General features: G+C 38.1%; 25 protein-coding genes. 3 read left to right on the forward strand and 22 right to left on the reverse strand.

Annotated elements, in window-relative coordinates; all coding sequences use genetic code 11:
• Nucleotides 1–201: 201 nt before the first annotated feature.
• From HHO41_RS19595 to HHO41_RS19645, 11 genes are all read right to left on the reverse strand, one after another.
• Complete coding sequence (locus HHO41_RS19595; RefSeq protein WP_169101868.1) at nucleotides 202–1,488, reverse strand: adenylosuccinate synthase; 1,287 nt, start codon at nucleotides 1,486–1,488, stop codon at nucleotides 202–204.
• Nucleotides 1,489–1,744: 256 nt separating this feature from the next.
• Nucleotides 1,745–3,109 carry a replicative DNA helicase gene (gene dnaB, locus HHO41_RS19600; RefSeq protein WP_169101878.1) on the reverse strand — a complete coding sequence of 455 codons (1,365 nt, stop codon included), beginning with the start codon at nucleotides 3,107–3,109 and terminating at the stop codon, nucleotides 1,745–1,747.
• A gap of 141 nt (nucleotides 3,110–3,250) precedes the next feature.
• Entirely contained in the window at nucleotides 3,251–3,700 is a 450-nt protein-coding gene (rplI, locus tag HHO41_RS19605) for a 50S ribosomal protein L9 (RefSeq protein ID WP_169101880.1), read from the reverse strand.
• Nucleotides 3,697–5,670, reverse strand: a complete 1,974-nt coding sequence (locus HHO41_RS19610) for a DHH family phosphoesterase (RefSeq protein WP_169101882.1) — start codon at nucleotides 5,668–5,670, stop codon at nucleotides 3,697–3,699. The genes rplI and HHO41_RS19610 overlap by 4 nt, the downstream gene beginning before the upstream one ends.
• Before the next feature lie 73 nt (nucleotides 5,671–5,743).
• A complete protein-coding gene (locus HHO41_RS19615) occupies nucleotides 5,744–6,682 on the reverse strand; it encodes a YybS family protein (protein ID WP_169101884.1) in 939 nt (312 codons plus the stop codon).
• 137 nt (nucleotides 6,683–6,819) lie between these two features.
• Nucleotides 6,820–7,059 (reverse strand): 30S ribosomal protein S18, encoded by a 240-nt coding sequence (gene rpsR, locus HHO41_RS19620; RefSeq protein WP_169101886.1) that lies wholly within the window; start codon nucleotides 7,057–7,059, stop codon nucleotides 6,820–6,822.
• 51 nt (nucleotides 7,060–7,110) lie between these two features.
• Nucleotides 7,111–7,632: a single-stranded DNA-binding protein gene (ssb, locus tag HHO41_RS19625; protein WP_169101888.1), complete on the reverse strand. Its 522-nt coding sequence runs from the start codon at nucleotides 7,630–7,632 to the stop codon at nucleotides 7,111–7,113.
• A 79-nt stretch (nucleotides 7,633–7,711) separates the two neighbouring features.
• Nucleotides 7,712–8,002, reverse strand: coding sequence for a 30S ribosomal protein S6 (rpsF, locus tag HHO41_RS19630; protein WP_169101890.1), 291 nt, complete (start codon nucleotides 8,000–8,002; stop codon nucleotides 7,712–7,714).
• Between the two features lie 182 nt (nucleotides 8,003–8,184).
• Entirely contained in the window at nucleotides 8,185–9,285 is a 1,101-nt protein-coding gene (gene ychF, locus HHO41_RS19635) for a redox-regulated ATPase YchF (RefSeq protein ID WP_169101892.1), read from the reverse strand.
• A gap of 361 nt (nucleotides 9,286–9,646) precedes the next feature.
• Nucleotides 9,647–9,844, reverse strand: coding sequence for a DUF951 domain-containing protein (locus HHO41_RS19640; RefSeq protein ID WP_169101894.1), 198 nt, complete (start codon nucleotides 9,842–9,844; stop codon nucleotides 9,647–9,649).
• A 23-nt stretch (nucleotides 9,845–9,867) separates the two neighbouring features.
• Nucleotides 9,868–10,749, reverse strand: a complete 882-nt coding sequence (locus tag HHO41_RS19645) for a mechanosensitive ion channel family protein (protein WP_169101896.1) — start codon at nucleotides 10,747–10,749, stop codon at nucleotides 9,868–9,870.
• Between the two features lie 181 nt (nucleotides 10,750–10,930).
• Here HHO41_RS19645 and yyaC point away from each other — a divergent pair, with 181 nt between their 5' ends.
• The gene (yyaC, locus tag HHO41_RS19650) at nucleotides 10,931–11,560 is read left to right on the forward strand and encodes a spore protease YyaC (RefSeq protein WP_169101898.1); all 630 of its coding nucleotides are present in this window, start codon (nucleotides 10,931–10,933) and stop codon (nucleotides 11,558–11,560) included.
• Between the two features lie 73 nt (nucleotides 11,561–11,633).
• Here the strand turns inward: yyaC and HHO41_RS19655 are convergent, their stop codons facing one another.
• The 11 genes from HHO41_RS19655 to rpmH all read right to left on the reverse strand — a co-directional run bounded on the left by HHO41_RS19655 (nucleotide 11,634) and on the right by rpmH (nucleotide 22,494).
• Nucleotides 11,634–12,338 carry a DUF554 domain-containing protein gene (locus HHO41_RS19655; protein WP_169101900.1) on the reverse strand — a complete coding sequence of 235 codons (705 nt, stop codon included), beginning with the start codon at nucleotides 12,336–12,338 and terminating at the stop codon, nucleotides 11,634–11,636.
• Between the two features lie 360 nt (nucleotides 12,339–12,698).
• On the reverse strand, nucleotides 12,699–13,553 hold the full coding sequence (locus HHO41_RS19660; RefSeq protein WP_169101902.1) for a ParB/RepB/Spo0J family partition protein: 855 nt from the start codon (nucleotides 13,551–13,553) through the stop codon (nucleotides 12,699–12,701).
• Nucleotides 13,546–14,307 (reverse strand): AAA family ATPase, encoded by a 762-nt coding sequence (locus HHO41_RS19665; protein ID WP_169101904.1) that lies wholly within the window; start codon nucleotides 14,305–14,307, stop codon nucleotides 13,546–13,548. Before HHO41_RS19665 ends, HHO41_RS19660 begins: the two co-directional genes overlap by 8 nt.
• A gap of 302 nt (nucleotides 14,308–14,609) precedes the next feature.
• Nucleotides 14,610–15,470, reverse strand: coding sequence for a nucleoid occlusion protein (noc, locus tag HHO41_RS19670; protein ID WP_169101906.1), 861 nt, complete (start codon nucleotides 15,468–15,470; stop codon nucleotides 14,610–14,612).
• A gap of 121 nt (nucleotides 15,471–15,591) precedes the next feature.
• On the reverse strand, nucleotides 15,592–16,308 hold the full coding sequence (rsmG, locus tag HHO41_RS19675; protein ID WP_169101908.1) for a 16S rRNA (guanine(527)-N(7))-methyltransferase RsmG: 717 nt from the start codon (nucleotides 16,306–16,308) through the stop codon (nucleotides 15,592–15,594).
• Between the two features lie 58 nt (nucleotides 16,309–16,366).
• Nucleotides 16,367–18,259: a tRNA uridine-5-carboxymethylaminomethyl(34) synthesis enzyme MnmG gene (gene mnmG / locus HHO41_RS19680; protein ID WP_169101910.1), complete on the reverse strand. Its 1,893-nt coding sequence runs from the start codon at nucleotides 18,257–18,259 to the stop codon at nucleotides 16,367–16,369.
• Between the two features lie 198 nt (nucleotides 18,260–18,457).
• Nucleotides 18,458–19,843 carry a tRNA uridine-5-carboxymethylaminomethyl(34) synthesis GTPase MnmE gene (mnmE, locus tag HHO41_RS19685; RefSeq protein ID WP_169101912.1) on the reverse strand — a complete coding sequence of 462 codons (1,386 nt, stop codon included), beginning with the start codon at nucleotides 19,841–19,843 and terminating at the stop codon, nucleotides 18,458–18,460.
• A gap of 425 nt (nucleotides 19,844–20,268) precedes the next feature.
• On the reverse strand, nucleotides 20,269–20,886 hold the full coding sequence (jag, locus tag HHO41_RS19690) for an RNA-binding cell elongation regulator Jag/EloR (RefSeq protein ID WP_169101914.1): 618 nt from the start codon (nucleotides 20,884–20,886) through the stop codon (nucleotides 20,269–20,271).
• Nucleotides 20,883–21,656 carry a YidC family membrane integrase SpoIIIJ gene (spoIIIJ, locus tag HHO41_RS19695; protein ID WP_169101916.1) on the reverse strand — a complete coding sequence of 258 codons (774 nt, stop codon included), beginning with the start codon at nucleotides 21,654–21,656 and terminating at the stop codon, nucleotides 20,883–20,885. The genes jag and spoIIIJ overlap by 4 nt, the downstream gene beginning before the upstream one ends.
• Before the next feature lie 193 nt (nucleotides 21,657–21,849).
• Nucleotides 21,850–22,215: a ribonuclease P protein component gene (gene rnpA / locus HHO41_RS19700; protein WP_169101918.1), complete on the reverse strand. Its 366-nt coding sequence runs from the start codon at nucleotides 22,213–22,215 to the stop codon at nucleotides 21,850–21,852.
• A gap of 144 nt (nucleotides 22,216–22,359) precedes the next feature.
• Nucleotides 22,360–22,494 carry a 50S ribosomal protein L34 gene (gene rpmH, locus HHO41_RS19705; RefSeq protein WP_013059930.1) on the reverse strand — a complete coding sequence of 45 codons (135 nt, stop codon included), beginning with the start codon at nucleotides 22,492–22,494 and terminating at the stop codon, nucleotides 22,360–22,362.
• Nucleotides 22,495–23,360: 866 nt separating this feature from the next.
• On the opposite strand from rpmH, the gene dnaA reads away from it, so the two are divergent.
• Entirely contained in the window at nucleotides 23,361–24,707 is a 1,347-nt protein-coding gene (gene dnaA, locus HHO41_RS19710) for a chromosomal replication initiator protein DnaA (protein ID WP_169101920.1), read from the forward strand.
• A gap of 222 nt (nucleotides 24,708–24,929) precedes the next feature.
• On the forward strand, nucleotides 24,930–26,066 hold the full coding sequence (dnaN, locus tag HHO41_RS19715) for a DNA polymerase III subunit beta (RefSeq protein WP_169101922.1): 1,137 nt from the start codon (nucleotides 24,930–24,932) through the stop codon (nucleotides 26,064–26,066).
• The last annotated feature ends 222 nt before the right edge of the window (nucleotides 26,067–26,288 follow it).

Consider the following 26,288-nt stretch of genomic DNA (forward strand, 5'->3'; position numbering starts at 1 on the left):
CAACCAGTCGTTTCATCGAAATGACGTCTCTGTCAGATAATTAAAAGAAGAGTGCTGACTGGATCAACACTCCATGCGACTGCCCGTCGCACAAAAAGACGTGCATTCTCGCACGTCTTTTCTGTGTCTTGAAATTGTCTAGCTGCGGTGGCTAGAGGCTCTGGTTATAAGCCTCTGATTAAGCCACTCAAGCTTTTCAATTTATCTCCAAGGGCTAAATACTACATTTGTTTGGTTGCGGTCTGGTCCTACCGAGAAGATCGATAATGGGATACCAGTAAGCTGAGAAACACGCTCTAAATAATGTCTTGCATTTACTGGTAACTCATCTAATGTTTTGCAACTAGTGATATCTTCAGTCCATCCTGGTAGTTCTTCATAGACTGGCACACAATCAGCCAAAACTCTTAAGTTTGCAGGATATTCTGTAATAGTTTCACCTTTGTAATCGTAGGCAACACAAATTTTAACTGTATCTATACCAGTTAACACGTCAATGGAGTTTAAAGAAAGATCAGTGATTCCGCTAACACGACGAGCATGGCGAACAACAACACTATCAAACCAGCCAACACGACGTGGTCTTCCAGTTGTTGTACCATATTCACGGCCTACCTCACGGATTTGGTGACCAATTTCATCATGAAGTTCTGTAGGGAATGGACCATCACCAACACGAGTTGTGTAAGCCTTACACACCCCAACAACATGATTTATTTTTGTTGGACCTACACCTGACCCAATTGTTACACCACCAGCAACAGGATTAGAAGAGGTAACAAATGGATATGTCCCTTGGTCAATATCAAGCATTACACCCTGTGCACCTTCAAAAAGAACACGACGGCCTTCATCTAAAGCATCGTTTAATACCTTTGAAGTATCAGTAACATATTTTTTAATTTGTTGTCCGTACTCATAGTATTCATCTAAAATATCTTCAATCTTGAAGCCTTCTGTTTCATAAATCCGTTCAAATAATCGATTTTTTTCTTCGAGGTTACGTGCTAATTTCTCCTCAAATACTTCACGGTCTAAAAGGTCTGCCATACGGATACCAATACGAGCAGCTTTATCCATGTAAGCCGGGCCGATTCCCTTTTTCGTTGTACCAATCTTATTATCACCTTTACGATCTTCTTCAACTTCATCTAATTTAAGATGATAAGGAAGAATTACGTGTGCGCGATCGCTGATTCGTAAGTTTTCAGTTATAATGCCACGATCTTGTAGCCCTTTAAGCTCGTGAACTAAAGCCTTTGGATCCACGACCATACCATTACCAATTACACTAATTTTCTCTTTATAGAAAATACCGGATGGAATTAAATGTAACTTATATGTCTCGTTGTTAAATTTTATTGTGTGACCTGCGTTATTCCCACCTTGATAACGTGCAATAACTTCAGCATTCTCCGATAAAAAGTCAGTGATTTTTCCTTTTCCTTCGTCGCCCCATTGTGAACCGACAACAACTACAGATGTCATCTTAAAGAACCTCCCAGGTTATATGTAATTTATTTCATTATAACTTTCCCGATTCAAACAAACTAATTTTATCAATTTTATACTAAGGAAGTCAATAAAACACGAACATTTTAATAAAACTTATATTATATGTTCGGAAATGACTAGTTGTTTTATCGAAAAAATGATAGAAATATAATATTTTATCATCAAAACAAAGAATATAAACTGAATGAAATAACAAAAAAAGGTTAACCTAATATTAGGTTAACCAGCTTTAAGCACCCGGAGGCATCGAAGAATCGTTGTAACGAGTCTCCAAATTCACGAATTTATTATACTCTTTGACGAAGGCAAGTTGAACGGTTCCAACTGGACCATTACGTTGTTTTGCTATAATAATTTCAATAATATTTTTATTCTCAGATTCCTTATCGTAATAGTCATCACGATATAGGAAGGCAACAATATCAGCATCCTGCTCGATACTTCCTGATTCACGAATATCAGACATCATCGGACGCTTATCTTGACGCTGTTCCACACCACGAGATAGCTGTGATAAGGCAATAACAGGGACTTGTAGCTCACGGGCAAGTTGCTTTAACGAGCGGGAAATTTCCGATACTTCTTGCTGACGGTTTTCACCTGAACGTCCATCACCTTGAATCAGTTGCAAGTAATCTATTAAAATCATTCCTAAGCCTTGTTCTTGCTTCAAGCGTCGGCATTTAGACCGAATTTCACCGATTCTAACACCAGGTGTATCATCTATGAAAATACCTGCATTAGACAGACTCCCCATTGCCATTGTTAATTTACCCCAGTCCTCATCTGTAAGTGCACCCGTTCTGAGGTTTTGAGCATTAATATTGCCTTCTGCACAAAGCATACGCATAACAAGCTGTTCAGCCCCCATTTCGAGACTGAAAATTGCTACATTTTCACCGGTTTTTGTCGCTACATTTTGCGCAATATTTAAAGCAAAGGCGGTCTTACCTACAGAGGGACGCGCCCCTACGATAATTAAATCATTTCGTTGGAATCCTGCCGTCATTCGATCTAACTCAGCGAAGCCAGTAGCAATTCCTGTAATATCACCTTTACGATTTGTTAGTAGTTCAATATTGTCATAGGTTCTTACTAATACATCTTTAATATTATGAAAGGCACCAGCATTTTTTCGCTGAGCAACCTCTAGGATACTTTTTTCTGCCTCACCAAGCAAGGCGGTAACTTCATCTTCACGATTATAACCATCCTGAGCAATGCCAGTAGCAGTACGAATTAAACGACGTAAAATCGACTTTTCTTCCACGATTTTTGCATAATATTCGATGTTAGCCGCTGTTGGGACTGCTGCAGCCAATTCACTTAAATAGCGAACCCCGCCAGTGTCCTCAAGCAATTTAGCTGCCGCCAATTCCTCAGTTACCGTTATTAAGTCTACTGCTTTCCCTTGGTCATTAAGTTTCAGCATCATTTCATAGATTTTTTGATGAGAGCTGCGATAAAAATCCTCAGGAATTAATATCTCGGAAGCCATTATTAACGCTGCAGGTTCAAGAAATATTGCCCCTAATACTGCCTGTTCTGCCTCAATATTTTGGGGAGGAAGACGATCTGTTAATGCATCATTCATCTATAAAAAACCTCCTTATCGAGAGGAATGACTTCTATACATTGACCATGATGTATGAAAAAAGTGATCAGTTAAAACCGATCACTGTTTGTTCAACTCTTACATTTTATCAAGATTTTTTATGAATGGGAACTGCCAAATTTAGTTTGTTTCCTTCACGTGAACATTTAATGTAGCTGTCACGTCATGGTGCAGTTTAACTGGTACCTTGGTGTAGCCTAAACTACGGATCGCATCTGCCAGTTCAATTTTGCGTTTATCAATTTTAACTTTATGCTTTTTCTGAAGTTCTTCAGCAATTTGCTTGCTTGTTATCGAACCAAACAGACGGCCGCCTTCTCCTGATTTCGCTGTAAGTTCTACAGTAATTTTTTCAAGTTGAGCACCTAATTTTTTTGCTTCTTCCAATTCCTCTGCAGCTTGCTTTTGCTCTTTTTTCTTTTGCGCATCAAGAGAGCTCATATTCGCTTGTGATGCTTCTATTGCTAACCCTTGCTTCAATAAGAAGTTTTGGGCGTAACCATCTGCAACATTTTTTATTTCGCCTTTTTTGCCTTTTCCTTTAACATCCTTTAAAAAAATTACCTTCATTCCTTTTTGCCTCCTTCTAAGTATTCATCGATGGCTTGGTGAAGAAGCGCTTCAGCTTCTGCAACCGAAGGGACCACTAATTGTGTTGCAGCATTAGTTAAGTGTCCTCCACCGTTTAACAGCTCCATAATTACCTGAACATTGATATCACCTAAAGATCTTGCACTGATACCTACACTTGTATCGTTTCTTTTGGAAATCACAAATGAAGCTACCACTCCATTCATTGCCAATAATGTGTCAGCTGCCTGAGCAATAACCACTTGATCATATACAGCATCCTCACTGCCTTTAGCGATTGCGATCCCATCATGGTAAAAATAAACGGTTTCAATCAATTTTGAACGTTTAATAAATGTGCGGATATCTTCTTTCAGGAATTTTTGAACTAAAATCGTATCGGCACCTTGAGCCCGCAAATAAGATGCTGCTTCAAAGGTACGTGATCCCGTTCTTAACGTAAAACTCTTTGTATCAACAATGATTCCAGCTAATAGTGCGGTTGCTTCAAGCATATCAATTTTACCACGTTTTGGCTGATATTCGAGTAATTCTGTTACCAACTCAGCAGTAGAAGAGGCATATGGCTCCATATAAACAAGCAAAGGATTGTCAATGAATTCTTCACCGCGGCGATGATGATCGATCACCACAACATTGTCTATTTTTGACAAAAGCTTTTCTTCAATGACCATTGATGGCTTGTGTGTATCAACGATTACTAGAAGCGTGCGATCAGTAGCAATTTCTAACGCTAGCTCTGGATTGATCATTCGAGAATACAAAGCTTCCTTCTGTTTGATTTCCATCATCAATCTGCCTACGCTTGCTTCAATTTGATTATGATCAAAGACAATAAATCCTTCACGTTGATTCATTTCTGCAACTTTAAGTATGCCAATTGATGCGCCAATTGCATCCATATCAGGATTTTTATGCCCCATGATAATGACTTTATCACTGGCGGTAATAAGCTCTTTCAAAGCATGGGAAATAACACGAGCTCTAACTCTTGTGCGTTTTTCAACCGGGTTTGTTTTCCCACCAAAAAACTTAACCTTACCATTCATTTTTTTTATTGCAACCTGATCACCACCTCGCCCTAAGGCAAGATCAAGACTAGATTGCGCTAAAGACCCAAGTTCAGGAAGGGAGGAGACGCCTGTACCTACACCAATACTTAACGTTAAAGGGACATTTTGCTTTGATGTACTTTCACGAACTTCATCCAAAACGGTAAACTTACCTTTTTCCAAAAATTGCAGAATATGTTCATTAAATACAGCAATAAAGCGTTCTGAAGAAACTCGTTTTAAGAAGACGCCATTTTCCTTTGCCCAGCTATTCAGTAGGGCAGTAACCAGGTTATTGATACTGCTTTTTGCCTGGTCATCCATTCCTTGTGTAAGTTCATCATAGTTATCTAAAAAGATGATACCAATAACGGTTCGTTCATCACGATACATTTTTTCAATTTCTGTTTGTTCAGTCACATCAAAAAAGTATAATAATCGTTCCTCCCGTTTATGGATCACGCGAAGCTTTCGTTCATGTAACGTAATAATCTCTGTGTCTACTTCTTGTTTGATGAGTGGTATTAAAATATCAGCAACATCATAAAGCGAGCGACCTACTAAACGGTCCTCTTGGAAAAATGATGCTAAGAACGGATTCGTCCATTCAATACAATAATCATCATTAATGAGCATGATTCCAATTGGCATCTCCATTAATGCTTCCTCACCGACTTTTTTTACTCGGTAAGAAAGAGTTGATATGTATTCTTCTGCTTCTTTTCTCTGAATTCTGGAGATGTAAAAAATAAAATAGTATGGGATCGCTGTGAGAAAGAAAACGAAAAGACCAATAAGCCAGTTATAATAAGTTAACAGACCAAGTATGACAAGAGTTAAGCCCATTAACCCAAATAACCAATACCGCATTGATTTTTTCTCCAAAAAAGAAGGCATAATTTCAGCTCCCAGACTGTAATAATAAAGTGATTTATAAAGAAAAACAGCAACACTAGATAAAGTGAATTAACTACTTCTTAACAATCCGATTTCTTAAATTAAATCCTAGGTCAATTATACCGAATATCCTCACAATATAAAGGAGAAATGGGAGTAACATTGAAAAAACTACAATCACAATCGGCACTGCTTTCCCAAGCCCTTTCACGTGACAATAATAAAAAATGAGTGAAACACCTTGAATAATCATCGCAAATTGTAAAATAAAGACGAGATTAGCGATTGCTATGTAGAAATACGTACCTGGTTCAGGATTCACCAATAAGCTAAGGCCCATGCTGATTAAGTAATACCAAAGCAAACTTTTCGGTAGACTTAATTCACGCAGTGGAGACCAATCAACTACTTTAACACCAAAACGTTTTATAATCGGCAAAGATATCAGCATAACAAAAAAAACAAGCATAAATGAAAAGATAACAAAGATGCTTGGCATAAGTGTTTCAAACATTTTAAGTGATGCATCTAACTGTTGAACCACCTGCTGACTCGGTTTTTGCCCCATGCTCTCCAGCATCTTAAAGCTCATTTGATACGATTCTTCCACCATATCCATAGACGACTTAATAACGTTTTGTTTAAAAAAGACGACTATTACACCATAGAGGACTATGGTATTAAATAAAGTAACAAACGATGTCGTTGCAAGAATAAACCATCGATGTTTCCTCTGTCTAATGAGGTAACCGATCGATACCCCCATTGCCGTAAAAAACCATGTCAGTGGGAGATTTAGCATCGTTCCCAAAATCATCGATAATAACAAGGCTCCAACAACTAATATAAGTGAACTTCTCAAATTGTTTTGCACAGCAAACAATATGAATGGAAGCGGTAGAAAAAAAACGGTGATGGACCCTAGAAGTGGTATATACAACGTTATTAACAATATTATAGAATAAATCGCTAAAAACATTGCTCCTTTTGTTAACTGACTCGCGTTTTTCATTAATACCTCCATAAAAAAGACAGTCTTTACCTCTATTTTAGCTAGTAAAATCAATTGATTCAACATTTCAAACTGCCAACTGTTTACGTCTTTAGATAAAAAAAGACAGTGAGCGTACCCACTGTCTTTTCTCTTATTTATTCACCTGCAACGTATGGTAATAAAGCCATTTGACGTGCGCGTTTAATCGCAACAGTCAATTTACGTTGGTATTTAGCACTTGTGCCAGTTACACGACGAGGTAAGATTTTACCACGCTCAGAGATGAATTTTTTTAATAAATCCACTTCTTTGTAATCGATGTGTGTGATTCCGTTCGCTGTGAAGTAACACACTTTACGACGTTTAGCACGTCCGCCTTTACGTCCTCCTGCCATTTGAGTGACCCCCTTTACTTAATTATTAATATCGGTTGCTTTTCCTCAACTTTAGAATGGAAGATCATCATCAGAAATGTCAATTTGTCCACTTCCGGCAAATGGATCTTCATCTACGCGAGTATAGCCTTTGTTGTTATTGTTATTGTTGTTATTGTTAGGTCGTTGATTCTGATTATTTCCAAACGGAGAACCTTGTTCTCTTGGTGGTTCGTTATAGAATCCGTTTCCGCCTCTGTCACCAGAATTGCTGCCTCTTGGCTCAAGGAATTGAACACTATCAGCAACAACTTCTGTTACATAAACACGTTTACCATCTTGTCCTTCATAGCTACGTGTTTGAATCCGACCGTCAACTCCAGCCAGACTTCCTTTTTTTAAGAAATTGGCCACATTCTCAGCAGGACGTCGCCAAATCACACAATTAATGAAATCTGCTTCCTTTTCGCCTTGCTGATTCGAAAAAGTTCGATTTACTGCAAGCGTAAAGGTTGCAACTGGAACGCCGTTCGGGGTATAGCGTAAATCAGGATCTTTTGTTAAACGGCCAACTAATACTACACGATTCATCATCAGAACCAACTCCTTTCTTCAAACATATCAGTGTTTCACGTGAAACATTGATATAATGGAAGAATATGTCAAATCAAAATTATTTTACTTCTTGTTTAATTACGATATGACGAATGATGTCTTCGCTGATTTTAGCTAAACGGGAGAATTCTTCAACCGCAGCTGGAGTAGCGTTAACATTTAAGATTTGGTAGTATCCGTCACGGAAATCGTTGATTTCGTAAGCAAGACGACGTTTACCCCAATCTTTTGTTTCATTTACTTCCGCACCGTTATCAGCAAGGATCGTATTGAAACGTTCAACTAAAGCCTTTTTCGCCTCATCTTCAATGTTTGGACGGATGATGTACATAACTTCGTACTTTTTCATCACTTTCACCTCCTTTTGGTCTAAGCGGCCCCATAAGGGCAAGGAGCAACTATTCATTACTCACAAGTTAAAAGTATAGCATATCTTTAAAAGACTTGCAATGTCATGTAAATGAAAAAAAGAATGGATGACTCTTTTAATTTAAAGTCATCCTTTTCATTCATATCCAGTTGGAAGTGCTATTAAACATTAAATCGGAAGTGGATGACGTCGCCGTCTTTTACTTCGTATTCTTTTCCTTCAAGGCGAACCTTTCCAGCTTCTTTTGCTGCTGTCATGTTTCCTGCTGCGAGTAAATCTTCATAGGCAACCGTTTCAGCACGAATAAAGCCACGTTCAAAATCTGAATGGATGACTCCAGCACACTGCGGAGCCTTCATCCCTTTACGGAATGTCCAGGCACGGACCTCCTGAACCCCTGCGGTAAAGTAAGTAGCTAATCCTAACAAACTGTATGCAGCACGAATTAACTGGTCAAGACCTGATTCTTCTATGCCTAGCTCTTGAAGGAACATTGTTTTTTCTTCTCCATCAAGTTCAGCAATCTCTGATTCAATTTTTGCACAAATAACAATCACTTGGGCGTTATCTTTTTCGGCAAATGCCTTTACCTTTTGAACATATTCATTTCCTGATGGATCCGCCACATCATCTTCAGATACATTTGCAACGTAAAGAACTGGTTTAATCGTTAATAAATGGAGTCCCTTAACGATTTTCAGTTGCTCATCAGTAAATTCTACAGTACGAGCTGGCTTCTCCGCTTCAAATGCCTCTCTTAGTTTTGAAAGAACTTCAAATTCAGCTGTAGCATCCTTATCTTTTTGCTTAGCTAATTTTTCAACGCGACCAATTCTTTTTTCAACTGATTCCATATCAGCTAAAATTAACTCTAAGTTAATCGTTTCGATGTCATCAATTGGGTCTACCTTACCCGCAACATGAGTAATATTATCATCTGCAAAGCATCGGACAACCTGACAAATGGCATCTACTTCACGAATGTGAGAAAGAAATTTATTCCCTAAACCTTCACCTTTGCTAGCACCCTTTACGATTCCGGCAATATCTGTGAATTCAAATGCAGTTGGTACTGTTTTTTTAGGTTGTACTAGTTCTGTTAGTTTGTTCAAACGATGGTCAGGTACTTCAACGATTCCGACATTCGGGTCAATCGTACAAAACGGATAATTGGCAGATTCCGCACCTGCTTGGGTAATTGCATTAAATAATGTTGATTTTCCTACATTAGGTAAACCAACAATACCAGCTGTTAAAGCCATCCTGTTTCACTCCTCAAATTCTTCTATATTAAGTGTTGTAATGTCTAGTTACGTTCAAAGCTTATAGTCTTTCACAATTATAGATACAAGCTGGTAAAAAAACAAGCTTGGAAATATGTATGCTTATTTCAAAGACAGAAGCTTTACTTTCAAAAAAGCTGTCTTAAACAGAAATGTTGATTTCCGCTCCAGGCACTACGCTTTCCGCGGGGCTAGTTGGGAGCCTCCTCGGCGCATTCGCGCCTGTGGGGTCTCCCATACCAGCTACTCCCGCAGGAGTCTTCGTGCCTTTCACTCCAATCAACTTTTGAACAATCAACACTACACATTAGCCAGCCTTCAAAAAAAGAAAAGCATGAATTTAGTCTTCATGCTTTACAAGTAGTTTTTTCATTTTGCGTGCGAAGTCACGACGAGGAATTAAGACACTGTGGCCGCAGCCTTCACATTTTATTCTAATATCCATCCCCATACGAATGATCTTCCAGCGATTGGTACCACAAGGGTGAGGCTTCTTCATTTCAACTATATCATTTAAGCTAAATGTGATTTCTTGCATGATTGACCCTCCTCTTTTTCCGGTTATACCTGTTTATCTAGCGCCTGCTCTGCACGAGAATACATTACAAGCCGAGGGAACGGAATTTCTATACCTTGTAAATCTAACCAATGCTTAACTTCCTTGCGAATAGCACGTGATACAAGAAAATGCTTCATAGGTTGCGTTTCTGCAACAATCCGCAATACCACTTCGGATGGTCCGAAATTCTGCACTCCCAAAAGTTGTGGAGGTGAAATAATTTCTTCATATTTTTCAGGTAAAGTTTCCAATAACTCACGAATAACTTGTTCTGCCCGATCAATATCTTCCTCGTATGCAATCCCAACATCAACGATTGCTTTACTATTGTGAATGGAAAAGTTAGTTACGTCTGCAATACTACCATTCGGAATAATATGGCGCTCACCAGTTAATCCTTTAATTTTGGTAGTACGAAGTCCAATTTCTTCAACATCACCTTCGAATTGTCCAATTCTGACATAATCACCAACTGAAAATTGGTCTTCAAAAATAATAAAAAAGCCCGTTATGATATCTTTAACCAAGTTTTGAGCTCCAAACCCAACCGCAAGACCAACAACCCCTGCACCTGCTAATATTGGTCCAATATTAATGTTTAACGTGGACAACATCATAATAAACGCAATAAAATAGATTACATACGTAACAATATTTTGTAATAGCTTTGCAAGTGTGGTATCCCGCCGTTCTGAAGTCCGAAGCGGAGACAATGAACGTACCTTAAAAATATTTTTTATCGCAAGCTTAGCAATTCGAACGATGAGACCAGAAATGATAAAGATTGCTACAATCTTTAATGTTACTGTCCCAAGATAAATCCATGTATCCTGATCAACAAGTTTCTCGGTTACATTTTCGATATCTTTATCAGTTAACTTCAAACATCATCACCTACTTTGTATATAAGAATCTTTTTATTTATCTTAACAGAAAACGGCATTTACATAAAAATGAAAAGGCACTAATAAAATTTCCTGAAAAGTTTCATTTTATTAACAACAGACGTATACATTGCCAAGAATATCCGTATACTGTTAGTACAATGAGAAGAGGTGGAAGCTAATGAATTTTATGCCAAATTTCTTTGATAAGAGAGGCGGGAGTTCAAGAATTCTTCATGATGAAATCGCAGCACCTGAAAAATTGGCAATAGAACTAACAACAAAAATGTCTGGCTTGAATGCTAACCGTCCCATCGTTTTTGTATGTATTGGAACTGACCGCTCTACTGGAGATTCATTAGGCCCCCTTGTCGGAACTCTTCTTGAAGAAAAAATGATTTCTCCTTTTTTTGTATATGGAACATTAGAGAACCCAATTCATGCAGTCAATTTAAAAGAACAGCTAAACGATATTCATGACAAACACGTTAATCCATTTATTATTGGAATCGATGCGTGTCTAGGACGCCTAAAAAGCGTCGGCGTCATTCAAATTGCTGAAGGGCCTGTAAAACCGGGTGCCGGTGTTAATAAAGATCTACCTGAGGTGGGCAATCTCCATATTACTGGAATTGTGAATGTTAGTGGATTTATGGAATTTTTTGTATTACAGAATACGAGATTGAATTTAGTCCTAAAAATGGCAAAGACAATTGCCAACGGAATTCATGAAGCAAGCATGAGCTACACTCGTGGTGGGCGCTGGTCCGATTTATCATGGGAAAAAGTTGGAAACGAGAACACTCCTTAATAGCCATTCAATCAATAAACATAAATAGGAAAGGGACATTTTAATCCCTTTCTTTTTTGCATTTAAAAGCTTGTTATTTAAAGAAGTAGATAATTGTCACGATGATCCCGGTGATAATAATACTAGGGAGGAGGTTCGCCACTCTTACCTTGGTTATCCCGATTAAATTTAGACCGATAGCAAAAATCATAACACCACCTGTTGCAGTCATTTCAACAATGAATGAATCCATTAATGCTTGTGCAACAAATCGATCAATTTGCGTTGCAAATATCGCGATTGTTCCTTGATAAAGCACAACAGGAATTGCTGAAAACACGACACCGATTCCTAATGTTGTCGTTAAAATAATAGATGTAAAACCATCTATAATTGCCTTTGTATAGAGGACATCATGATCACCGCGGATTCCGCTATCTAGCGCACCTATAATAGCCATTGCTCCGATAACAAAAATGAGCGTCGCTGTCACGAACCCTTCTGAAATACTGCCGTGCCCGTTTGAACCGATTCTTTTCTCCAACCACAAACCAACCGCATTCAGCTTATCTTCCAACTCAAAATACTCCCCAATTACCGTTCCGATTACCAGACTAATAATCACGATTAAAAAGTTCTCACTTTTAAAACCCATCTGTAAACCCAAAACCGCAACAGCTAGTCCAATTACAGTCATAACGGAGTTTTTCATTTTCTCAGGTATTTTATGGAATATTTTACCTAATAATGTCCCTAAAACGATTAATAGACCATTTACAATTGTTCCTAATAAGACCATGTACATCCCCTATTCATCTACCATTACAAGAAATAGAAAAAGCTAATAGTACAAAATTAACACTATTGCACAAAAATTTCACCTCTTTTTTCTCATAAGAGTTTTAAATAGACGCATTCATTCCAATATCGCATTTTTAATAGAAAGGCTCTGTTAAACGTGAATGTTTATTTCCGCTGCAGGCACTTCGCGCACCTTAGTGGCTAGTTGGGAGCCTCCTCGGCGCATTCGCGCCTGCGGGGTCTCCCATACAAGCTACTCCCGCAGGAGTCTTCGTGCCTTCCGCTCCAATCAACATGAGAAAAATCAACACTAAGCTTTAACACAGCCAATAAAAAAAAGAGCCAACACATTGGTTGGCTAGGAAAAATTATTTTGATCAAGTAATTCCAAAATCCGCTCTAAATCTTCTTTTGAATGAAACTCAATCTCAATTTTTCCCTTCTTTTTAGTTTGCTTAATATTGACTGTCGTACCAAATCGTTCACGCAAAAGGGATTCCCGTTCAATTAAAAATACATCTTTCTTCGGCTTTTCCTTCTTTGTTTCACGTGAAACATGATCATTCAGTTGCTGGATATACAATTCAAGCTGACGGACATTTAAGTTTTCTTTCATGATCTTCTCGACCACTGCTGGGATACTTTCCTTTTTACGTAATCCTAACAATGCTCGTCCATGACCCATTGAGATTTTTCCAGAGGAAATTAAATCTTGGATTTTTTGTGGAAGCGATAGCAAGCGAATTAGGTTAGCGATATGAGGTCTACTTTTGCCAAGTCGATTGGCCAATTGCTCCTGAGTTAATTCTAACTTCTGCATGAGCATTTGGTAGGCCGCTGCTTCTTCAATCGGTGTTAAATCCTCACGTTGAAGATTTTCTAAAACAGAAAGCTCCATCATTTGTTGCTCATTTAATTCACGAACAACAACTGGAACTGTTTCAAGCTTCGCTTCCTTTGCAGCCCGAAAGCGTCTCTCACCAACAACAATCTCATAACCTTTAATACTTTTCCGAACAATAATTGGTTGAAGAATTCCATGTTCAAGAATAGATTGCTTTAATTCGTCAATCGCCTCTTGTTGGAAAATTTTCCGCGGCTGATATGGATTAGGACGAAGTTCCTTAAGCTTAATTTCTTGCACAGCTTCTTCTGAATCAGCTTCAATATTCGAAAAGAATGCGTTTAAGCCCTTTCCTAAACCTTTAGCCATTTACAACCACTTCCTTTGCCAAATCTAAATAAACCTCAGCACCTCGTGATTTCGCATCATACTTAATAATTGGTTCTCCATGGCTCGGAGCTTCACTAAGACGAACATTTCTTGGGATAATGGTTTTATAAACTTTATCTTGGAAATATTTTTTGATTTCTTCAATAACCTGCAAGCCCAAATTTGTCCGTGCATCCAGCATCGTTAATAAAACACCTTCAATTGTTAAATCATGATTAAGATGTTTTTGAACAAGGCGGACTGTATTTAATAATTGACTTAAACCTTCTAAAGCATAGTACTCGCATTGTACAGGGATAAGGACGGAATCTGCAGCTGTTAAAGCATTTAGTGTTAATAAGCCGAGGGATGGAGGACAATCGATAATAATATAATCAAATTGATCCTTAACCTCTTCTAAAGCACGTTTCAAGCGAACCTCCCGTGAGATCGTTGGGACAAGCTCTATTTCAGCTCCAGCTAATTGAATTGTGGCTGGAATCGCAAATAAGTTTTCAACGGCAGTTGGCTTAATCACTTTAATAGCTTCAACATCATCGACTAATACATCATAAATGCATTGATTCACATCTGCTTTTTCAATTCCGATACCGCTTGTAGCATTTCCTTGCGGGTCAATGTCTACTAACAAGACCTTTTTCCCTATGTATGCTAAGCAGGCGCCTAGGTTTACAGAGGTGGTCGTTTTACCGACTCCTCCTTTTTGGTTCGCGATAGCAATAACTTTGCTCACGACATCACCTACCTTCATTTTCCTAAAAATGAACTCATAGAGACGATTATCCTATGGGGTACACTAGCAATCATGTATTCTATTTTAACATGAAAAGGAAACGATTATCGAAAATTTATTTAAAATCTTGTTAAGTGATACAAGTAAAAATGAGATTAATATTGGAAAAATAGTATATTTACTGCATTGAATCCATAATCTATGAAACTTAATGATGCCAAAAACAAAAAAGAGAGTGGACGCCAATCAAATTGACAGTTCGCACTCTCCATACTCGTAATTATCTATTAATAATCAATCTATTAACTTTTCTTTGGAATCCGAATTGTAAATTGATAAAAATCCTCAAATTCCTCTTCCTCTGAGTTCAAATTAATGCCGCTATCTGAAACCATTGATAATGATTGACGAATCGTATTTACAGCAATTCTCATATCCTTACTGAAAGCCTTACGTTTTGGCTTTGGCTTTACATCCGATTGTTCAAGCATTTTAACAACTCGATCTTCTGTTTGCTTAACATTTAGTTGTTTTTCAATGATTTCATGGAGTAGCTGTACCTGCTTCTCTGGATCCTTTAGTGGAATGAGTGAACGGGCATGGCGCTCGGTTATTGTTTTATTCAATAGCTCATCTTGGACTTCTTGTGGAAGCTTTAAGAGACGTAATTTATTTGCAACCGTTGATTGGCCTTTACCGAGACGCTGCGCAAGTGCTTCTTGGGTAAGATTATGAAGTTCAAGTAATTTCCCATACGCAATTGCTTCTTCAATCGGTGATAGTTCCTCACGTTGAAGATTTTCTATTAATGCAACAGAGGCTGTTTCTGTATCCGTCAAATTTTTAACAATTGTAGGAGCTTCTTCCCAGCCCAATTTTTTCATCGCACGCCAACGACGTTCCCCCGCGATTATTTCAAACTTATCATCTTCGTACTCTCTTACAACGATTGGTTGAATAATCCCATGTGTTCGTATTGTTCTTGCTAATTCTTCAATTTTATTTTCGTCAAAAACCGTTCTCGGTTGGAAACGATTCGGAACTATTTTGTCGATTGCGATTTTTCGTATTTCTTCACGCTCGCTCAATTGTTCTTCTTCTTCAATTTGAACCTGTTCCCCCTTTTCGCCCAGGCCAAAAAAGCGTGAAAAAGAATTCTTCATCACCCTGCACCACCTTTACGAAACTCCCTAAAAAATAGATTCTCGTTAGTACAAAATATTCTTGCAGACTACTTTTCCCCTAAAACAAATTATGCCACAATACGATGAAAAAAGGTATCCTCTATTCAACTGGAGATTTATTGGGCGTCCCCGGTTTACGTGGATATTTTTTCGGGGTAGATTTTACTTTATTAATAATAATAATATTGCGTTCACTTTCTTCAAATGGAAGGGAAAACGAATGGATATTTTCAATTTTACCACCCATAAGGGTAATCGCTTTCTTTCCAAGATTTAATTCTTCTTCAGCACTTTGGGCTTTCATCGCAATAAAGTTTCCACCTACTTTTGCTAATGGTAAACAAAGTTCGGTTAGGACGGACATTCTTGCAACAGCTCGTGCCATGACAATATCGAATTGTTCTCGATAGACTGGGTTTTGTCCAAAAGTTTCAGCACGGTCATGGATAAACTTTACACCATCGAGGTTTAGCTCCTTAGCTAAATGTTCTAAAAAGTGAATTCGTTTATTTAAGGAATCCACTATTGTCACATGGATATTAGGAAAAGCAATTTTAATCGGGATGCTTGGAAAGCCCGCTCCTGCGCCAACATCGCAGATAGTTAATGGTTTTGTAAAATCAAAATAAAAGGCCGCTGAGATTGAATCAAAAAAATGCTTTAAATAAACGGATTCCTGATCAGTAATCGCAGTTAAGTTCATTTTTTCGTTCCATTCAACTAGTGTTTTAAAATATTGATTGTATTGTTGAAGCTGGAGTGGAGAAAGTGTTATCCCTTTCTCCGCTAGCATTGTTTGAAATTGTTCGACATTCATAGGAAAGCCATCCTTTTTTTCATTTTGGCTTTGTTGCATAAAAAGTTGATTTCCGCTTTTAGCCTTGGTTTGTTATTCTTGCGATTTTTCCTTGTTCGATATAGACAAGGAGAATGGAGATATCGGCAGGATTTACTCCGGAAATTCGTGATGCTTGCGCGATTGATAAAGGTTGAACCTGTTTTAATTTTTGACGTGCTTCAGTAGCTAAGCCGTTGATAGCATCATAATCAATATTCTCAGGAATTTTCTTATCTTCCATCTTTTTGAGTCTCTCCACTTGCTGCAACGATTTTTCGATATATCCTTCATACTTGATTTGGATTTCAATCTGTTCGCAAACCTCAAAATCAAGTGGAATCTCACTTGGAATAATCGAATGAATGTGTTCGTAATTCATTTCTGGACGTTTTAATAGGTCAGCCGCCCTAATCCCATCCTTTAGTTCACTACCACCCTGGGAGCGAATGATTTCCTGAACGGCCTGGGTTGGTTTTATAATAATTGAACGCAAGCGTTCTTTTTCTGCCTCAATTAATTCTTTTTTCTTTGTAAATTTTTCATAACGTTCATCAGAAATTAATCCAATTTTTTTGCCAATCTCCGTTAAGCGAAGATCTGCGTTATCATGACGTAGTAATAAGCGGTATTCTGCTCTTGATGTTAATAAACGATACGGCTCAGCAGTTCCCTTGGTAACAAGATCGTCAATTAAAACCCCAATATAAGCCTCAGATCGACTAAGAATCAATTCTTCTTTGCCTAAAGCTCTCCTACCAGCATTGATTCCAGCAATTAGACCTTGACCAGCTGCTTCTTCATATCCAGAGGTTCCGTTAATTTGACCACCAGTATAAAGATTTTTTACAACCTTTGTTTCCAATGTTGGCCAAAGTTGAGTCGGTACGACAGCATCGTATTCAATTGCATAACCTGAACGCATCATTTGGGCATTTTCTAAACCAGGGATCGATTTAAGAATCTCCCTCTGCACATCTTCTGGAAGGCTGGTTGATAAGCCTTGGACATAGACTTCCTCAGTATTGCGACCTTCTGGCTCTAAGAAGATTTGATGGCGCGGTTTATCATTAAACCGCACAACTTTATCCTCAATAGATGGGCAATAGCGCGGACCAGTTCCTTTAATCATTCCCGAAAACATCGGTGAACGATGCAGATTGTTATCAATAATCGTGTGGGTTGTTTCATTCGTATATGTTAACCAGCATGGCAGCTGATCGGTAATATACTTTGTTGTTTCATATGAAAACGCACGAGGTACATCATCACCTGGTTGAATTTCTGTTTTGCTATAATCAATTGTTTTACTGTTTACCCGAGGTGGTGTGCCCGTTTTAAAGCGAACGAGCTCTATGCCAAGCTGCTCAAGATGCTCGGATAGTTTTATCGCAGGCTGTTGGTTATTTGGACCACTTGAATATTTCAAATCTCCAATAATGATTTCGCCACGTAAAAATGTCCCAGAGGTAATAACAACCGTTTTAGATCGATAAATTGCACCAGTTTTAGTAATAATCCCTTGGCACACACCGTCTTCAACGACTAACTGTTCAGCCATACCTTGAATTAAGGTAAGGTTTTCGGTATTTTCGAGCGTTCTTTTCATTTCATGCTGATAAGAAAATTTGTCTGCTTGAGCACGTAATGCGCGGACTGCAGGACCTTTACCAGTATTCAGCATACGCATTTGAATATGGGTTTTATCAATATTTCTCCCCATTTCTCCGCCAAGAGCGTCAATCTCACGAACGACGATTCCTTTTGCTGGTCCACCAACAGAAGGATTACATGGCATAAACGCCACCATATCAAGATTAATAGTAATGATTAATGTTTTTGCACCTTGACGTGCAGAAGCAAGGGCTGCCTCACAACCGGCATGTCCGGCCCCAATCACAATCACGTCAAAATTTCCGGCCTCATACGGCATTTAAAATGCCTCCTTATTCTTAAAAAGATTTCTTTGTCTAGCAGAAACGGCTGAACAAGCCGCCTACGCTTTTCTATTTTCCAGCTCCAGCGGCTAGCCCCTCGAGGTCTTAAGCCAATCCGTCCAAAAGGTCAAAATACAACCTTTCGGCCGGCTCGTCTTAAGCTTGTCGGGGCTGACCAAGCCGCTTCCGCTTTTCTATTTTCCTAAGCAGAATTGGGAGAATAATTGGTCGATTAGACTTTCATGGACACTTTCGCCAATAACTTCACCAAGCAGTTCCCAAGTTCTGGTCAAGTCAATTTGGACGATATCAATTGGGACACCCATTTCGACACCATTAACTGCTTCTTCAATTGCATGGGACGCTTGATTTAATAACGCAATGTGACGGCTATTAGAGACATAGGTTAAGTCGCCAGCTTCAATTGAACCAGCAAAAAATAATGACGATATCGCTTCTTCCAGCTCATCTACACCACGATCTTCAAGTAGGGATGTAGTTACAATCTTATGCGCCTTTGAAAGCTCCCTAACTTTGTCCATGTTAATTTTCTCATTTAAATCTGTTTTGTTAACAATGACGATAACATCCATATCCTCGACTGCTTTAAACAAATTTACATCCTCTTCAGTTAGCTCATCTGAATAATTTAATACTAGTAAAATTAAATCAGCCTCTTTTAATACTTGTCGTGAACGTTCCACACCAATTCGTTCAACAATATCCTCAGTTTCACGGATACCAGCAGTATCTAAAAGTCTAAGTGGTACTCCTCGAACATTGACGTATTCTTCAATAACATCACGCGTCGTTCCTGGAATATCTGTAACGATTGCTTTATTTTCCTGGACTAAGCTGTTTAATAAAGAAGACTTTCCAACATTAGGTCGTCCAATGATAACTGTCGAAAGTCCTTCTCGAAGGATTTTCCCTTGCTGAGAAGTATTTAAAAGCTTGGAAATTTCCCCTTGTACATATGTAGCTTTTTCAATCAACATTTTATGTGTCATTTCTTCTACATCATCGTATTCAGGGTAATCTATATTAACCTCAACATGGGCCAATATCTCTAATACTTCCTGACGCAACTTTTGAATCATTTTGGAGAGTTTGCCCTCCATCTGTCCAAGTGCTACGTTCATCGCTCGATCAGTTTTGGCACGAATTAAATCCATTACTGCTTCAGCTTGAGATAAATCAATTCGTCCATTTAAGAAGGCGCGTTTCGTAAATTCACCAGGCTCCGCCAAGCGTGCACCATTATTTAATACAAATTGCAGGACACGGTTCACAGATACAATACCACCATGGCAATTAATTTCAACTACATCCTCTTTGGTAAAAGTTCTTGGTCCCTTCATTACGGAAACCATGACCTCTTCGATTATCTGCCCTGTTCTTGGTTCTATCAAATGACCATAATGAATTGTATGGCTTCCTACATTCGCTAGCCTCTTCTCATTTATTCCTTTAAATAGCTTATCAGCAATTAAAATTGCCTCATCACCACTCAACCTGACAATTGCAATTGCTCCTTCTCCCATCGGAGTCGAGATTGCAGCTATCGTATCAAATTCCATCCTTCTCACCTCCAAGCAACTATCCAACATATTGTTCTATGTTAATCTCAGTAAATTACGTTTCATCATTACCATTTCCGTTTTCGTACTCAATTTCCTAGAATACCACAAGCACTCTTTAGAAAAAAGTCCTAGCCATACTTATCCACACGATAACCTTTTTACGTTTTATTTTAACTTATCCACATGTGAATAACAATAAATCTCGTTTTTTCCTACACCTTTTTACCTAAAATCGTTATCCACAATCCTCTTTTCATTAATCTCCTCTCTCTCTACTATCATCTTCTATCAAAAATCATCAAAAAAAAATCCATCCCAGGTGGAATGGATTTTTTATATTCGAGTAGATATGTTTAGCTGAGGCTTTTGGTCCTTCGTGGTTACAAGCCCAACCCTGGACGAGCCACCTCCGCTTTTCTTTTTTACTTTGGAGCAATAACGATATGGCGGTACGGTTCAGTACCATCGGAATACGTCTTTATTTTTCTATTTTCGACTAAAGCTGTATGAATGACTTTTCGCTCATATGAAGGCATTGGTTCAAGCGCTACATTCCTACCAGTTCTAACGGCTTTTTGAGCTAACCGTTCAGCAAGTTGTATCAGCGTCTCATTTCTTCTTTTGCGATAATCCTCAGCATCTAGCATAACCGTTAAATATTGATCAGAATAGCGATTTAATACAAGTTGAGTCAGATATTGTAGAGAGTTTAGAGTTTGTCCTCTTTTACCAATTAATAAAGCAATTTTTTCTCCGGTTAAAATTAAATGCACATGTTTTCCCTCGCGCACTGTTTCAACCTGAACAGAAACACCCATTTCTCTTGCTACTTCAACAATATATTTTGTTGCTTCTTCCAGTGGATCAATTTTTACGGTTACTTTGACGATAGCAGGCCGGGACCCGAAAATTCCAAAAATGCCCTTCTTTCCTTCGTCAATAATTGAAACTTCTGTACGGTCTTTCGACGTGTTTAATTGAGCTAAAGCACTTTTTACTGCTTCTTCGACTGTTTGTCCTGTAGCAGTTACTTGTTTCACTTTTTTGCTCCTCCCGCTTTACCAGTATCAGGTGTTTTTTTTAATTCTGGACCTTTAATAAAATAGGTTTGAACAATCATAAAGATGTTACCAACTACCCAGTATAAGGAAAGCGCTGCTGGGAATTTAATCGCAAACACGATAATCATAATTGGCATCATCCAAAGCATCATCGCCATTTGAGGATTTTGATTTGTTCCTGCCATCATCATCTTTTGTTGAATGAAGGTAGTCGCACCTGCAACTAGCGGCAAAATGTAATACGGATCCGGAGAACCTAGGTCAAACCATAAAAAGTTATCCTGAGCAATTTCTCTAGTTCTAGAAATGGCGTGATAGAAACCGATTAGAATTGGCATTTGAATTACTAACGGGAAACATCCTGCTAATGGATTTACTCCATGTTTTTGGAACAATGCCATCGTCTCTTGCTGAAGCTTTTGTTGAGTAGCTTGATCCTTTGAGCTGTATTTTTGTTTTAATGATTCCATTTCAGGCTGGATTGCTTGCATAGCCTTGGAACTCTTTGTTTGTTTAATCATCAGCGGTAAAATAGCTAAGCGAATGATTAGTGTAACGATAATAATTGAGATACCATAGCCACCAGCAAAATCTGCTACCATAATAATTAACTGCGATAGTGGCCAAACAATATATTCATTCCAAAATCCTTTACTCCCAGATGTTATTGGCTGGTTGTATTCCGTACATCCCGAAAGAAGTGTAATAAGCAGAATTAAACCAATAACAAGAAAAATTCGTTTTTTCAAGCGTTTATCCTCCTGACTAAAAAAATTTAATCTTCATCATAAGAAAAGCGCACGCATCTTTCCAAGCTCCTGCCCTTTAGTCGCTAGGTGCTTGCGCTAGACACAAAAAGAAGACTCAAGTCTCCTCAATTAATTCTTCTTGGACACACCATGTTTATTTTATCATCTTTTTTATAAATACGCTTTCACATTTTTACTTTTGCTGATTGATTTCAACAGTTTTATGCAAGACCTTTGCGAGTTTTAATACGTGAGTTAGACTGCTTTTAATTTGGTGAAAATCCATATCACTGGCAGGTTTCCTCGCAATAATGACATAATCGTTCCCAGTTTTAAGCGAATCCTGTAATTCAAATATTGATTGGCGGATACACCTCTTTATTCGGTTACGCATCACGCTATTACCGATTTTCTTACTAACCGACAAACCAATCCGGAACTTCTCTTGCTCAGGTTTTCCAAGTACATAAATGATAAACTGTCGATTGGCAAATGATTTTCCATTTTTGAAAACCAGTTGAAACTCTTTATTTTTTTTAATACGAAATTCTTTTTTCATTCATTTCACCCTCAAACCAGGATGGATCTTTTATGTATTAGTTAATAGCTGTAGCGATATGTAGCTAAAAAATGACAGTAGTTAATAGACTTCTTGTGGAAGATGGGAGCGTATTAGAAAAAAGACCACTGATGGTTCAGTGGCCTAAGCAGATAATACTTTTCTTCCTTTACGGCGACGACGCGCTAGAACTTTGCGTCCGTTTGCTGAGCTCATGCGTGCACGGAAACCGTGAACTTTGCTGTGTTTACGTTTGTTTGGTTGATAAGTTCTTTTCATATATAACACCTCCCTGAGGATTTACTGCTAAAGACAGTCTTTCTAATTATAGTGAGTGATGCTCAAAATTGTCAACTGTTTGTCAGAATTTATCTATACTGCTTCGCCAGTCAAATAAAGAAAATTGCCCGCCTCTAGTATAACCAATAATCCAAATTTCAATCAGCTTTGTTGATTCCCACTTTAAAATTCAGTGTGATCATCAACTTTATATACCCAGTTAACTATTTTACCTCTTTTTTCATAAAAATAAAATAGTCCTGTTTTTCCCATACTAGTTTTTAATAACTTTTCCCTGTCACAATTTTGTCGTTTTAATCAAAATGCCAAAATTCGCAGGATCAAATTTGTATAATCAAAAACTTTTTTACCGTCACAAATCCCAATTTTAAAGGTTGTGGATAGTTTTCGACATGTTTTTTTATTATCCACAACAGATATTGACAGGTTTTTCACAGACTAAGAGGCTGTGGACAAATTTTATTAACAAGAAGTGTTGGTTGTGGATAATGTATTAAAAGGCATTGCACCCCAATGGATTATTTGATATTATATTTGTGTTTTCACTCTGAATAAATGGGTGTGAATAATTATTTTATCCACAGATTGTGGATAAGCTGTGGATAGGTTATTCAGAGGGGTAGGAAAAAGTTGTCCACAAGAAGTGGATATTGTCGAAACTCCTCTTTCTTTCCTTATTATATATTTTTCCACATTAATCATTTTGTATATTTATAAATTCATAGTTTCTTGGGATGAATGCGATTGAATATTTATAAATAACCCGAAGCAACTATGTCTAAAGTTATGCCAAAAAATAAGTTAATGATTTCAATTGAATTTTGTGAAAAGGAGGGATATCTAAATTGGAAAACATTGCGGATCTTTGGAATAAAGCCTTAGCAACTATAGAAACAAAGATAAGCAAGCCTAGCTTTGAAACCTGGTTAAAATCAACAAAGGCTCACTCATTACAAGGTGATACACTAACAGTCACGGCACCTAATGAGTTTGCCCGAGACTGGCTTGAGGAACGGTACTCACAATTAATAGCCGGAATCCTTTTAGACATAACTGGTGAAGAGCTCAGTGTTCGCTTCATCATTCCGCAAAATCAGCGAGAGGAAGAAATTGAACTTCCAGTACCTCCAAAAAAGGCAAAAAGGGAAGAAGATACAGCGGAGCTTCCGCAAAGCTTACTCAACCCTAAATACTTATTTGATACATTCGTTATTGGTTCTGGAAATCGGTTTGCGCACGCGGCTTCCCTGGCAGTTGCTGAAGCCCCGGCCAAAGCTTACAATCCCCTATTCATATACGGGGGCGTAGGTTTGGGAAAAACCCATTTAATGCATGCAATTGGCCACTATGTATTAGATCATAACCCGCAAGCAAAAGTCGTCTACTTATCATCTGAAAAATTTACGAACGAATTCATTAATTCGATTCGTGATAATAAAGCGGTCGAATTTCGAAATAAATATCGCAATGTAGATGTGTTGTTAATTGATGATATTCAATTTTTAGCTGGTAAAGAATCTACCCAAGAGGAATTTTTCCATACTTTTAATACACTTCATGAGGAAAGTAAGCAAATTATCATCTCAAGCGACCGACCACCTAGGGAAATTCCTACACTGGAGGACCGTTTGCGCTCCCGTTTTGAATGGGGTTTAATTACTGACATTACCCCACCTGATTTAGAAACAAGGATTGCGATTCTTCGCAAAAAGGCAAAGGCTGAAGGTCTGGATATACCAAACGAGGTCATGTTATACATCGCGAACCAAATTGATTCTAACATTCGAGAATTAGAAGGCGCGCTCATCCGGGTAGTCGCTTATTCATCTTTAATAAATAAGGATATTAATGCTGATTTAGCTGCAGAGGCACTTAAAGATATTATTCCAACATCAAAACCAAAGGTCATCACAATCCAAGAAATTCAGCGAGTCGTTGGAGAACACTTTAATATTAAGCTTGAAGATTTTAAAGCGAAAAAGCGTACTAAATCTGTAGCATTCCCTCGACAGATTGCGATGTATTTATCAAGGGAGCTCACTGATTTCTCCTTGCCAAAAATTGGTGAGGAATTTGGTGGGCGAGATCATACAACTGTTATTCATGCTCATGAAAAAATCTCAAAGCTAGTACAAACAGATCCGCAACTGCAAAAGCAGATGAAGGAAATAAATGAAATGTTAAAATTTTAATAGTAGACTCATACTAATAGCGAACTGTTAGCGTTGGAAAATGTGTATAACTTACATTCACTTACACACAGTCTATCCACATGTGGATAGACTGTGTTTCCTTTCGTTGTGAATAGTTATCCACATATTAACAGCCCCTACTAGTACTTCTATTATTTTTTAAAAACTTATTATTATATGTTTAGAACAAAAAAATATGCATAATACGGAGGATAAATTTAAATGAGATTTATAATCCAACGAGATCGTTTAGTTCAAAGTGTTCAAGATGTAATGAAGGCAGTAACATCCAGAACAACGATCCCAATCTTAACTGGAATTAAAATTGTTGCAACAAACGAAGGAGTAACATTAACAGGTAGTGATTCAGATATTTCAATTGAATCGTTCATTCCAAAAGAGGAAGCTGGCGATGAAATTGTCGAAATCAAACAAACTGGTGCAATTGTACTTCAAGCAAAGTTCTTTGGTGAAATCGTTAAAAAACTACCAACAGATACAGTTGAAATTCATGTTGAAAACCATTTACAGACAGTAATCCGCTCAGGGAAATCGGAGTTTAACCTAAATGGGTTAGATGCAGAGGAATATCCGCATTTACCACAAATCTCGGAAGAAAATGTGTTTAGAATTCCAACCGATCTATTAAAAATGATGATTCGCCAAACAGTTTTTGCAGTGTCCACCTCAGAAACACGCCCAATCTTGACAGGTGTCAACTGGCATGTTGAAAATAATGAATTGGCCTGTATTGCAACAGATAGTCATCGCTTAGCTTTACGCAAAGCAAAAATCGAATCAGAAAACAATGGATCTTACAATGTAGTAATTCCAGGAAAAAGCTTAAATGAATTGAGCAAAATCCTTGATGACACTAACGAATTAATCGATATTGTTATTACTGAAAATCAAGTGCTGTTTAAAGCGAAACACTTATTATTCTTTTCAAGACTATTAGAGGGGAATTATCCGGATACATCCCGCTTAATTCCTACTGATAGCAAAACTGAAGTAGCAGTGCTTACGAAAGAATTCCTGCATGCGATTGATCGTGCTTCTCTACTCGCACGTGAAGGAAAAAACAATGTAGTGAAATTAGCGACTATTGAAGGAAGTGCCATCGAGATTTCCTCCAATACTCCCGAAATCGGAAATGTCGTTGAACAAATCCAAGCACAAGAGATTAATGGTGAGGAACTAAAAATTTCTTTTAGTGCAAAATATATGATGGATGCATTAAAAGCATTAGAGGGAACCGAAATAAAGGTCAGCTTTACTGGTGCAATGAGACCTTTTGTGCTGCGACCACTTGAAGATGATTCAATCTTGCAATTAATCCTTCCTGTTAGAACATATTAATTTTTAAAAGAATGGCTGTGTTAAAACTTAGTTTTGATTTATCGCAAGTTGATTGGAGCGGAAGGCACGAAGACTCCTGCGGGAGTAGCTGGTATGGGAGACCCCACAGGCGCGAATGCGCCGAGGAGGCTCCCAACTAGCCCCGCGGAAAGCGAAGTGCCTGCAGCGGAAATCAACATTAATGTTTAACACAGCCTAAAGATTAGCAAGAGCTCGACTACC

The organism is Bacillus sp. DNRA2, from assembly GCF_012843265.1.
In the GTDB taxonomy this organism is placed as follows: domain Bacteria; phylum Bacillota; class Bacilli; order Bacillales; family Cytobacillaceae; genus Bacillus_BU.

Coding starts and splice junctions, on each gene's coding strand:
- HHO41_RS19595 (WP_169101868.1), bottom strand. CDS start 1,488: ATGACATCTGTAGTTGTTGTCGGTTCACAATGGGGCGACGAAGGAAAA.
- dnaB (WP_169101878.1), bottom strand. CDS start 3,109: ATGAATGATGCATTAACAGATCGTCTTCCTCCCCAAAATATTGAGGCA.
- rplI (WP_169101880.1), bottom strand. CDS start 3,700: ATGAAGGTAATTTTTTTAAAGGATGTTAAAGGAAAAGGCAAAAAAGGC.
- HHO41_RS19610 (WP_169101882.1), bottom strand. CDS start 5,670: ATGCCTTCTTTTTTGGAGAAAAAATCAATGCGGTATTGGTTATTTGGG.
- HHO41_RS19615 (WP_169101884.1), bottom strand. CDS start 6,682: ATGAAAAACGCGAGTCAGTTAACAAAAGGAGCAATGTTTTTAGCGATT.
- rpsR (WP_169101886.1), bottom strand. CDS start 7,059: ATGGCAGGAGGACGTAAAGGCGGACGTGCTAAACGTCGTAAAGTGTGT.
- ssb (WP_169101888.1), bottom strand. CDS start 7,632: ATGATGAATCGTGTAGTATTAGTTGGCCGTTTAACAAAAGATCCTGAT.
- rpsF (WP_169101890.1), bottom strand. CDS start 8,002: ATGAAAAAGTACGAAGTTATGTACATCATCCGTCCAAACATTGAAGAT.
- ychF (WP_169101892.1), bottom strand. CDS start 9,285: ATGGCTTTAACAGCTGGTATTGTTGGTTTACCTAATGTAGGAAAATCA.
- HHO41_RS19640 (WP_169101894.1), bottom strand. CDS start 9,844: ATGCAAGAAATCACATTTAGCTTAAATGATATAGTTGAAATGAAGAAG.
- yyaC (WP_169101898.1), top strand. CDS start 10,931: ATGAATTTTATGCCAAATTTCTTTGATAAGAGAGGCGGGAGTTCAAGA.
- HHO41_RS19655 (WP_169101900.1), bottom strand. CDS start 12,338: ATGGTCTTATTAGGAACAATTGTAAATGGTCTATTAATCGTTTTAGGG.
- HHO41_RS19660 (WP_169101902.1), bottom strand. CDS start 13,553: ATGGCTAAAGGTTTAGGAAAGGGCTTAAACGCATTCTTTTCGAATATT.
- noc (WP_169101906.1), bottom strand. CDS start 15,470: ATGAAGAATTCTTTTTCACGCTTTTTTGGCCTGGGCGAAAAGGGGGAA.
- rsmG (WP_169101908.1), bottom strand. CDS start 16,308: ATGAATGTCGAACAATTTCAAACAATGCTAGCGGAGAAAGGGATAACA.
- mnmG (WP_169101910.1), bottom strand. CDS start 18,259: ATGCCGTATGAGGCCGGAAATTTTGACGTGATTGTGATTGGGGCCGGA.
- mnmE (WP_169101912.1), bottom strand. CDS start 19,843: ATGGAATTTGATACGATAGCTGCAATCTCGACTCCGATGGGAGAAGGA.
- rnpA (WP_169101918.1), bottom strand. CDS start 22,215: ATGAAAAAAGAATTTCGTATTAAAAAAAATAAAGAGTTTCAACTGGTT.
- rpmH (WP_013059930.1), bottom strand. CDS start 22,494: ATGAAAAGAACTTATCAACCAAACAAACGTAAACACAGCAAAGTTCAC.
- dnaN (WP_169101922.1), top strand. CDS start 24,930: ATGAGATTTATAATCCAACGAGATCGTTTAGTTCAAAGTGTTCAAGAT.